Below are 7,802 nucleotides of genomic sequence, written 5' to 3'. Positions count from 1 at the left end.
ATGTTGGCGCCGGAGATGAAATAAACGTCGTCGATCTTGGACTCGTCACAGTCATAGCCCATGTCCGAGGTCAGGTAATCCCGCACACAGAGGGCGGCGTTGTCACTCCAGACGGTGAGCGTCGTCCGGGGATCGTAAATCTTCTTGCCCCGGACCACGGCGGCGACGTTGGGGGCGTCGAAGGGGAAGGCGTCGGGGTTCCACTCCAGGCGGCAGTAGATGTAGGCGATGCCCTGAAGGCGGTGGTCGCTGGTCCAGTTCGGCAGCTCGTTCACCAAAAACGGATCGGCGACCTGGCTGGTCGTCCCGACGTGGGTCTTGATACGGACGTAACTGCGCAGGGTCGTGGTCGTGATCGTCGTGCTTTTGACGGAGATGCCCGCCGAGGAGGGGCTGGTGTCGGGGCCGTCGCTCGGGTAGGTGAAAGTCGTCGAAGAGGTGACGGTGATCGTCTGGGTGCCGTTGAGGGCGGCGATGTTCACCTCGTTGATCTCGACGCGGTCACCGGTCGAAAAGCCATGGGCCGACGAGGTGGTGACGGTGACCGTGCCGTTGACCCGCCGGATCAGACGGTTCGTCGTCGTGACACTCGTGCTGGTCGAGGTGGTGTCGGAGCGGCCGTAGGGGGCGTTGGTGGCAAAGCCGTTGGCGTCGAGCGTCAGGGCCACGTCGTTCAGATAAATCGTCTCGAAGGCATCCACCTCATGCCCGGCGACGGGAATGACCATGTGCAGGAAGGTGTTCTTGCCGGTGATGACGTTGCCCGAGGAATCGGGGCCGGTGTCGCCGGTCTCGGCGTAAAAGGGGCCGGAGACCTTCGCCCGTCCGTAGACGATCTTGTGCGACTCCACCGAGGAGCGGAGCATCAGGTCGCGTCCGGCATCGGCGAGGGAGGAGGACTTGGGTTTCTTGGAGACGGCCCGGCCGCCGATCTGGTTGATGGCCGTGGAGACGACAAACCCGGCGATGGAGCCGAGGATGCCGCCGATGGCCGTGCTGGCGGCCGCGCCCGCGACGGCGGCGATGAGGGGGATGGCCGGAGGCATCAGACCCTCCAGGCTTTGGAGCAGGCCAGCGTGTCGACCAAGGTATGGCCCTTGAGCGACAGAAAATGGCTTTTGACCCCGTTGCCGATGCCGAGACAGCCGTCCACAGGATGCAACACGAGGTCGCCGCGTTTGGCCAGCCTCACGGGGATGACCGGAAGGGCCGCGTCGGCGATGTCAGCGACGGATTGAAAGCCCCGTTTGCGCATCAGCGTCGCCGCCCCGCGTTCGGTCTTGTATTTCCCCGTCCAGTGGAAGAGAAAATCCTCGCCGGTGCAACTCCGCACCCACGTGGCGGCCCACAGGGCGCAGTCGGTCTTGCCCCATTCAAAGGTCAGGTCTTTCGAGGCGTTCAAATACGAGGCCAGCCGCCCCTCCCAGCCTTCGATCCTCACCCCCGCCCCCAGTTGAGCTGTTTCTCGGCCATCTGCTCCATGTATTCAAGACCCTTGTCACCGGGGTATCTCAATTGCTGGTCGGCGTTGTTGAAGCGACGGACGTTGGGCGTGTCCCAGCGGGCCTCCTCGTTTTCCACCCGCAGGGTGATGGTGGCGTTCTGGTCGCGGGTGATCGTGGAGTTGTCAATCAGCCCGCCATAGAGGTATTCGGGCGTGTCCACCAGTTGAAAGGTGACGAGATTGAGAAAGCCGATGTAGACCGTGGCTTCACGCCCCTGGTAATACTCGCCCAGCAGAATGGAGATCAGGGCCTCGTCGATGCCGGAGAGGGTGAGGTCCACGGGGTTGCGTCCAAGTTCGGTGTCCTCGCGGACCAGGCCGATCTCCCCGAACTGCCCCATGCCCAGATAGGTGTCGCCGCCCCAGGTGATGTCCCCCGTGCGCGAATGCACGAGAATGTCGCCGGAGTCGAGTTCCAGCTTGACGAAGATGACCGGGCAGACGCAATCGGCCTCCATTGCGGCGAGGTTGTCAACAGAGACGCCCCGACTCATGAATACACCTCAATGGCCGAGAAGGTGATCTCGTTGTAAATCCCGTTGGCGTCGGTTTCCCACACCGCCTGGCTGTCGTCGGTGAGGACCATCAGGCAGGTTGGGTTGGCGACGATCACGGCGCTGTTGTCGGCGGGCGAGGAACGCAGGGCGGGCTTGAAGGACACGGTCACCTCGCCCGAGCCGTTGGAATTGGCGTCGGCGGTCGCCATCTTCAACTCGCCGTTGACGGAGAAGTAATCCCCGGTCTTGATCCAGCCGGTGACATTGCTCGTGCAGCCGTCGATCACGAGCGTGCTGCCATTCTGGTTGGCCCCCTTCACCAGCGGCGATCCGGTCAGCACGCCCCGCCCGGTTCTGGCGTCGGGGTCGTAGCCGTAAAAGGTGTTGGCCTGCCCCTCCAGGAGAAGGAAGAAGGCCTGCCAGTCGGCGGCCGCCGCCCGGTTCATCTTGGGCAGGGTGACGGTGAGCATCCAGCACGCCGGGCCGAAGATCGCCCGCTGGGCCGACCCCTTCGACTGCGGCGGCCGGAACACGGCCGTGTCGGTCTCCAGGCCGAAGCGGGAGGAGCGGAAGTTGTTGGAGGGCATGGAAATGGTCATGAGCGGCGGTTCACGCTGCGCGACTCGCTGCCGCCCCGTTCGATGGCCTCGAACACGGCCTGTTTAGACTGGGACACCATGACCGGCATGAGGGTGGCGAGTTCCTGCCGGGTCACGCCGGACTGGAAGACGTTGGTGATGTTCACCGTGGGCGACGAACCGCCGAGGGCGTTGTTGGGGATGATGGTTCCGGCGGTTTTGGGGACGAAGATTTCCGGGCCGCGTTCGCCGACGATGGACGGGACGCCCACGGGCGGCGAGCCGCCGTCCGCGAAGCCAAGCATGGAGCCGATGCTGGAAAAGACACCGCCTCCCCCCGAACCGAACGCCTTGGAGAACAGGTCGGAGGCGCCGGAGGACAACGGATCGATGATGTTCTTGCGGGCGATGTCCTTGGCGATCCCCTCCAGCACGGACGAGGCCCCGGCCCCGAAGTTCTTGAAGTCGAACATGGCCGATTCCAAGGCGTCGCCGAAGCTGTCCTTGATGATCTTGGCCGAGATGACCCCGGCGTCCCCGACTTCCTTCATCGAGTCCTTCAGGTCGTAATTGGACAGGGCGAGGTCGCGCACCTGGGTGATCTGGTCCTCGGTGAGCAGCGTCCCCTGTTTCATCGCGATGTTCTGGGCCTCCAGCACGGCCTGCTGCCCGGCCCGGTCGCGTTCGTTCATCCCGAGCAGGTCGTGTTCGGTGCGGAGTTTGTCGAGATAATCGTCCAGCGAATGGCTGATGGTGTCGTAATCCTGGGCCTCCTGCGGCTTCGAGCCGCCGCCCGTCCCCGAGCCGGGAGCCGCGGGAGGGACCAGATTGCCATTGGCGTCAAAGGTGTAACCCGACACACGGGTCGCCTGCGCGACGGTCGCGGGACGGTCGGCGCTGACTCCCGACGGCAGCGGCGGCATGGGCTGGCCGGTCTTCTCGGCATTCTTCCGCCAGAACTCGTACTGGGCGATCTCCTCGTCGCGGGTCATGGGCTTCGGAGGAGCCGGAAGCAGGCTGGCCAGCGCTCCGGCGACGGTGTTTTTCAGGTAATTGATGTATTTGTTCCAGCGATCCTGCATGGCGTCGATGGCGGCGATCTGGTCGTTGTTGAGCGTGCCCGCCGCCTTGCCCATCTCCTCCAGTTTGGCCCGGCCCTGGGAGATGATGGGAATGAGGTTGGTGATGCCCCGGCCAAACACGGCCCGCGCCGCCTCGGTCCGCTCAAACTGGGTGGGGAGTTTGGAGATGCCGTCGGCGATGGCCAGGAATTGCTGCTCGGGCGAAAGGCTTCGCAGCGCCTGGAACGAGGTGCCGAGCTGGTTCAGCGTCCGCTCGGCTTCCTCGCTGCCCTTGGCGGCCTCCCCGATAAAGCTGTTCATCAGGACGATGGATTGCGCCAGTTGCTCGATGCTTCCCCCGGCGTTCTCGGACTCGGTCTTGAGGCCGCTGAGGAATCCGGCGCTGACGCCGCTCTTGTCGGCAAGGTCCTGCATCGCTCCCACGGCCCTGACCGCGTCCAGGGCGAATTTGCCCAGGGCGGCGGCCGAGAGCGCCCCGACAAACCTTCCGATCAGGGGGATCGAATTCAACAGGCTGGTGTTGTAGTCATCCAGCAACCGCTTGAGCTCGCGCTGGTGGGTCGTCTGGTCGATGACCCCCGCCGCCATGAGCTGGTGGGCCTTGACCGTCCCGACCGCCAGCTTCTCATAGGCGCTGAGGTTGGCGAGGGTCAGCTTTTGACCCTCGGCCTGGAGGTTGTTGATCTCTTTCTGGGCGTCGCCGACACTGGACTGAATCTTCTTCGCCGACGCCGAGGCGATGTCCGGCAGCCGCCGCATGTCCTTCTCATAGCCCGTCGTCTCGGCCCGGACGACGACCAGGATTTCATCAAGTTCGGACATGGGTTATTTCCTTGCGGCGTTTTCCCGCTCGCGAATGCGGCGGTGCAGTTCCTCCCGTTCGGCCCGGCTTGGCACGGGCAGCTTCCGGGGGTTTTTTTTGACCCCCTTGCTCAGCGCCCAGCCCTCGTGGGCCTCGGCGACTTCCCAGACGGTGCTTTTCCAGAACTGGTCCGGGCTCCAGCGGAGGACGCCGAGGCAGAACCGCTGGTGGTCTTTCCACGGGAAACCGGCCGGGCCAGTCTCCCGAGCATCTCCCCCACCTCGTTCGCGCGGGCCTCCCGTCCGGCGGGAGGGGCGAGGCAAACGGTCAAAAAGGCGTACAAGTTGAGCCGGAGGGTGTCATAAGCCTCGCCCGAGAGGCCGATGTCGTTCCAGAGAATCGCCCCGGCCTCCTTCGCGCCCAGCGGATGGCCGCAGGCGGTCAGGACGGCGGAGAGCAACCGGGCCAGCGGGACCGAGGCGAGGCCGTTGACAAGGGAGACGACAACCTGGCCGAGCGGCTCTTTCATCGCCCATTCGACGGCCTCGATCACCTCAAAGGTGCCGAGCAGTTCGTATTCCCGGTCCGCGAGTTTCAGGGTGTGCCGGGGGCGGGCGGGGTCAAACGTCATGCGGGCCTCGCCAGGGACACGGCGGCGACGGTCAGGCCGGTGGTCACGTCGATGGTGAGCACGACCTGGCCGGAGTTGTTGTTGAAGCGGTTGGGAGGCATCAGGCCGACGACGCACTCGCCCCCGTTTGTGCCCGAGCCGGGGATGGTGATGGTTTCGGTGGTGTCGGCCGAGCTGATCGTCCCGAAGCCGGGCACGGTCGTGGCAACACCCGTGAGCGTCAGGGTGCGGGCCGAGGCGTTGCCGTTCTTGAACAGCAGGATGGTGTTGCCGTCGTTGGCCACGGTGTCGAGCGAGGTGACCGAGCCGTAAGTGTGGTTGAGGGCGGTGAACGCGGCGAGTGATTGAACGGAAATGGCGGCCATGTGGACTCCTTACGCGGCGGTGAAGGTCCAGCTTCCGCTGGACATGATGGTCATCGAAAACTCCTGGGCGCCGTTGTATTCCCCGGTGATCTCCAGCGAGGAGACCGCGAAGTTGCATTCGAGCGTGTCACCGTCGGCCCACTGGATCGCAAAGGCGTTGATGCTGTTGGCAAAGGCGTAACCCTGAACAGTTTCAAAGCCCGTGTCGCTGGTCATGATCCCGCCGAAGGTGATCTCGACGGACTTGGTCCCGGCGGCGGCGAGCAGGGTGCGGTAGCCCCCGGAGGATTTGTTGGTGATGTCCACCTGTTCGTTGTTGAGCTTGAACGAGTGGGTCTTGCAGTCGGCGATGGCCGTGCCGCCGGACCAGGTTCCGGTCTTGAGTAGAAAGGCTGAGCCTGCGTAATTGGTCATGTGGATGTCCCTCCGTGGTTAAGAATGAATCAGGGCGCGGTATCGGGCCACGCCGTGGTAGTAATGGTCGTTCTCCCCCTCGATCCCGGTCTCCTGGAACGTCTCCTGAAACTCCCGTCTCAGCAGCACGAGTGTGAACGCGGTGACGGTGACGCTTGCTTGTTGGTTGTGCAGGGCGTCATGGATCAACGAGAGCAGGTTCTTGACCGACTTGCGTCCGGCCGATTGATAATCCCAGCAATGGAGGGTGAGGGTGAACTCCCAGCCGTCGTGGCTCTTGGTGTCCCAGTCAAGCGTCGTGTCGTCGCCGATCACCACGTAGGGGGCGTCGATGTCCTGCGGAACGTGGTCGTAAATCTTGGCGGCTCCCAAGGCGGATACGAGTGGCGAGTATCCCGTGAGCCGGGCGAAAATCCCGGCTTGCAGGGCGTTGTCGGGGCTGCTCATCTGGCGACACTGTTGATCGCCGCCTGAACGGCCTGTTTGAGACGGTCGGCGATGAATTGCTTCGAGCGTTCAAAGGCCGGGAACATGAACGGTCTCGCCGCCATTTTTCGCGTTCCAAATTCCAGGCTTCTGGCGTAATTGACCATTCCCCCGCCCGCCCGGATGACGGCGGTGAGGCCGCGGTCGACGACCGTGCCATTGATCGAGTTGATCAGCCGCCCCGTGTCCGAGGCCGGCGATTCTCCCGGAGCCGACGCTCGATGATAGCCCGAACGAAATCCGCCCTGCCTGACGGCGCCTCCGTCCTTGAAATCCACCGCCGATCCGATCATCTTGCCGGATGACCGGCGGTTGTAAATCCGGCCGGTCTTGCTCCCTTGAGCGATGGATTGCTTCGCCTCCGCCTCGACTTTTTTGGCCGAGGCATACATGCCTTTGGCCAGTTCCAGCGAAAGCGCCAGGACAAGTTCCTTCGATTTCCGGTCGATGCGATCGATGCCTTCGACGTTGACGGAGAACTCCATCACCGTTCCCGGATCAGCAACTTGAGAGTCTGTTGATTGATGCGAGCCTCCGTGGTGGTGATTTGATTGACGATGGAATAATCGGTCCCCGGCGTCCCCCCGGTCAGCCAGATGGTCGCCGAGGTGGCGGTGCTGGTCGCAACTCCGTATTGGGTGATCCCGGCCGGGACGATCCAGACGGACACGGCAATGGTCTCGTCGTCGAGCCAGTCCGACCAGTCGATCTGATAGTCCAGCCGCGCCGAGGGGTCCTTGATGAATGACTCGGTCACGCGGCGACCCGGATGATCCGTTGTTCCGCCGCCGGGGCGAGGATTCGGCGTTCGGCGGGAACGTCGATGATGCGGCGTTCGGAGGTGATGGTGACGACTCGGACCTCACCGCAGACGACGGTCAGGCGGGACTCGGTCGTGACGGTGATGATTCGTGATTCGGGGGCCACGAGGACGACGTTCGCGCCCGTGGGGATGAGCGCCTCGCCAACGGCGGTGTCCGCATCCTCAGAGAACGCGGCCATGCCGGTGACATCGAAGGCGGCCGATCCGCTGGCGTCGGCATTGTCATTCGATTCGGTCGCCGTGACGGCGGCGATGATTTCCAGTGTTCCCGTGCCAGTTCCGGCGTCGGCGGCTTCCGTGACTGCCAAAGAACCGCCGACCGCCCCCGAATCGGACCCAATGGCCGTGTCTTCGGCTTCGGCGAGCATGGCCATTCCCACAAAGGCCAGACTCGCCGTGGCAGTGATGCTGTCATCGGTTTCCGTGGCCGGCGCCGCTCCCGTGATGTTCTCGCTGGCCGTGGCGGCGGTGGTGTCGGGCGCTTCGGCCTGGCTGCTTGTTCCCGTGACCGTTTCCTGACCGGAAGACACGGTGGCATCGGGGTTTTCTGTGATGTCAGCCGTGCCCATGAGGTTCAGGGTGGCGGTGGCTGAGGCGGAATCCTCGCCTTCTGTCGCCGC

The 7,802-nt window shown here is 63.9% G+C and carries 11 protein-coding genes and 2 pseudogenes; all 13 read right to left on the bottom strand.

Annotation, left to right across the window (positions count from 1 at the left end; translation table 11 throughout):
* On the bottom strand, nucleotides 1–1,046 hold a 1,046-nt coding region (locus tag BGIM_RS0110470; RefSeq protein WP_029629915.1), incomplete at its 3' end, for a ubiquitin-activating E1 FCCH domain-containing protein.
* The gene (locus BGIM_RS49755) at nucleotides 1,046–1,441 is read right to left on the bottom strand and encodes a DUF6950 family protein (RefSeq protein ID WP_020469732.1); all 396 of its coding nucleotides are present in this window, start codon (nucleotides 1,439–1,441) and stop codon (nucleotides 1,046–1,048) included. The genes BGIM_RS49755 and BGIM_RS0110470, both read right to left, overlap by 1 nt.
* Nucleotides 1,438–1,998, bottom strand: coding sequence for a hypothetical protein (locus BGIM_RS0110460; protein ID WP_020469731.1), 561 nt, complete (start codon nucleotides 1,996–1,998; stop codon nucleotides 1,438–1,440). Before BGIM_RS0110460 ends, BGIM_RS49755 begins: the two co-directional genes overlap by 4 nt.
* Entirely contained in the window at nucleotides 1,995–2,600 is a 606-nt protein-coding gene (locus tag BGIM_RS49750) for a hypothetical protein (protein WP_020469730.1), read from the bottom strand. The genes BGIM_RS0110460 and BGIM_RS49750 overlap by 4 nt, the downstream gene beginning before the upstream one ends.
* Nucleotides 2,597–4,483: a hypothetical protein gene (locus BGIM_RS57275; protein ID WP_020469729.1), complete on the bottom strand. Its 1,887-nt coding sequence runs from the start codon at nucleotides 4,481–4,483 to the stop codon at nucleotides 2,597–2,599. The genes BGIM_RS49750 and BGIM_RS57275 overlap by 4 nt, the downstream gene beginning before the upstream one ends.
* 3 nt (nucleotides 4,484–4,486) lie before the next feature.
* A pseudogene (locus BGIM_RS68250) lies at nucleotides 4,487–4,660 on the bottom strand (hypothetical protein); the annotation flags it as partial.
* On the bottom strand, nucleotides 4,594–5,094 hold the full coding sequence (locus tag BGIM_RS67045; protein WP_020469728.1) for a hypothetical protein: 501 nt from the start codon (nucleotides 5,092–5,094) through the stop codon (nucleotides 4,594–4,596). The pseudogene BGIM_RS68250 and the gene BGIM_RS67045, both read right to left, overlap by 67 nt.
* Entirely contained in the window at nucleotides 5,091–5,459 is a 369-nt protein-coding gene (locus tag BGIM_RS0110440) for a hypothetical protein (protein ID WP_020469727.1), read from the bottom strand. Before BGIM_RS0110440 ends, BGIM_RS67045 begins: the two co-directional genes overlap by 4 nt.
* 9 nt (nucleotides 5,460–5,468) lie before the next feature.
* The gene (locus tag BGIM_RS0110435; protein ID WP_020469726.1) at nucleotides 5,469–5,873 is read right to left on the bottom strand and encodes a phage tail tube protein; all 405 of its coding nucleotides are present in this window, start codon (nucleotides 5,871–5,873) and stop codon (nucleotides 5,469–5,471) included.
* 18 nt (nucleotides 5,874–5,891) lie between these two features.
* Entirely contained in the window at nucleotides 5,892–6,320 is a 429-nt protein-coding gene (locus BGIM_RS0110430) for a DUF3168 domain-containing protein (RefSeq protein ID WP_020469725.1), read from the bottom strand.
* Nucleotides 6,317–6,844, bottom strand: coding sequence for an HK97-gp10 family putative phage morphogenesis protein (locus tag BGIM_RS0110425; protein WP_020469724.1), 528 nt, complete (start codon nucleotides 6,842–6,844; stop codon nucleotides 6,317–6,319). The genes BGIM_RS0110430 and BGIM_RS0110425 overlap by 4 nt, the downstream gene beginning before the upstream one ends.
* Nucleotides 6,844–7,116, bottom strand: coding sequence for a phage fiber-tail adaptor protein (locus BGIM_RS0110420; protein ID WP_020469723.1), 273 nt, complete (start codon nucleotides 7,114–7,116; stop codon nucleotides 6,844–6,846). Before BGIM_RS0110420 ends, BGIM_RS0110425 begins: the two co-directional genes overlap by 1 nt.
* A pseudogene (locus BGIM_RS0110415) lies at nucleotides 7,113–7,802 on the bottom strand (hypothetical protein); the annotation flags it as partial. The pseudogene BGIM_RS0110415 and the gene BGIM_RS0110420, both read right to left, overlap by 4 nt.

The sequence above is a fragment of the Zavarzinella formosa DSM 19928 genome (assembly GCF_000255705.1).
Taxonomy (GTDB): Bacteria; Planctomycetota; Planctomycetia; order Gemmatales; family Gemmataceae; genus Zavarzinella; species Zavarzinella formosa.
Note: the sequence above shows the minus strand (reverse complement) of the source record. Positions and strands in the feature narration are given on the sequence as shown.